Below are 1,301 nucleotides of genomic sequence, written 5' to 3' on the forward strand. Positions count from 1 at the left end.
AGGGAGCAGGGAAGAGGTTTGTTCACGAGGCTCTGAGGCTCAACCACGAGACTCAAATACTCAACGTTGAGACTCTCAGACTCGTCCACGATATTCAAATACTCGACCACGATATTCAAATACTCAACCACGAGACTCTGAGACTCGTCCACGATATTCAAATACTCGACCACGAGACTCAAATACTCAACGTTGAGACTCTGATATTCGTTCACGAGGCTCTGAGACTCAACCACGGTATTCAAATACTCACGGTCGAAGTTCAGATACTCGTCCACAAGGTCCAGATACTCAAGGTTTATATTCAAATACTCAAGGGAGAGGTTCAGAAGCCACTCGATCAGGTCTTGATAGCATGGCTTTTGAATGCAACACCTAACTGGATGTTACTTATTTGTTATAGCACTACCCATTAAAGTTAAGACATTGATACAAGCTGAAAAAGGTGCGACCCGTAGCGAATGAAATTCTTAATGGTAAGAGCGCACCTATTTTTTAGTAAACTTTTAGGTGCGACCCAAGGGCGATTTACTCGCCCATTGGAAAGCGCACCTTTGCCTCTTGCCTCTTGCCTCTTGCCCTTGCGCGTAGCGCTATAACTGGTTCAACCAATTGGTCAAATCCACTTCCGTTTCAAAATCTAACAACGCTTCTCCTAAATCCTCCAACTGTTCAAAGGATAATTCCTCAATTTGATTTTGTACTTGGGGATTGATTTCACCTAGGCGACGGTTAAGTAGACGCTTAATTAAATTCAGCTCATTGCGCTTTCCTTGTTTTAATCCTTGTTTTAATCCTTGTTCTAATCCCTGTTCTAATCCTTGCTCTAATCCCTGTTCTAATCCTTGGCGAATAATTCGTTGATAAACGACTGACTCTTGCATCATATCCTCCCGAAAATAGGCTTGAATTAACTGTTCATCAAATTTCACCCCAGCCAACAGTTGCACGCAAGCAGATAAATTACGCTGCTGTTGTCTATCTTCAATCATATCGATTCTGGCTGCTACTTGGGATAGCAGGTTTTCTGGCACTTCCGCTTGTGCTAATACTGCCAAGGGTAGTAACCCCGGTGTTGTTAGTAACGGTTGTGGATCACATTCCCAAATCCGAATCACCCGGTAGCGGAAGGATAGGTTCCTCTCGGTAAATTGATTCACAAATACTCCGGCTAATCGGGTTGGTTTGAGAAAAATTATTACCTGTTCAATATCACAGCGATACTGACGATATAACCTTACCCAATAATCCAGCATCCGCAGGGGTAACGGAGGTTCAGATTGGGGTAAGGTTTGAAATTC

Annotated in this window: 2 protein-coding genes; one reads left to right on the top strand and one right to left on the bottom strand. The window is 43.3% G+C overall.

Annotated elements, in window-relative coordinates:
- Positions 1–416: hypothetical protein (locus F6K38_RS42230; protein ID WP_287360837.1), on the top strand; the 416-nt coding region annotated here is incomplete at its 5' end.
- Between the two features lie 177 nt (positions 417–593).
- On the opposite strand, the gene F6K38_RS42235 is transcribed toward F6K38_RS42230, so the two are convergent.
- A partial coding sequence (locus tag F6K38_RS42235; protein WP_287360838.1) for a DUF4351 domain-containing protein occupies positions 594–1,301 on the bottom strand: 708 nt, incomplete at its 5' end.

The organism is Moorena sp. SIO3B2, assembly GCF_010692525.1.
Lineage (GTDB): Bacteria > Cyanobacteriota > Cyanobacteriia > Cyanobacteriales > Coleofasciculaceae > Moorena > Moorena producens.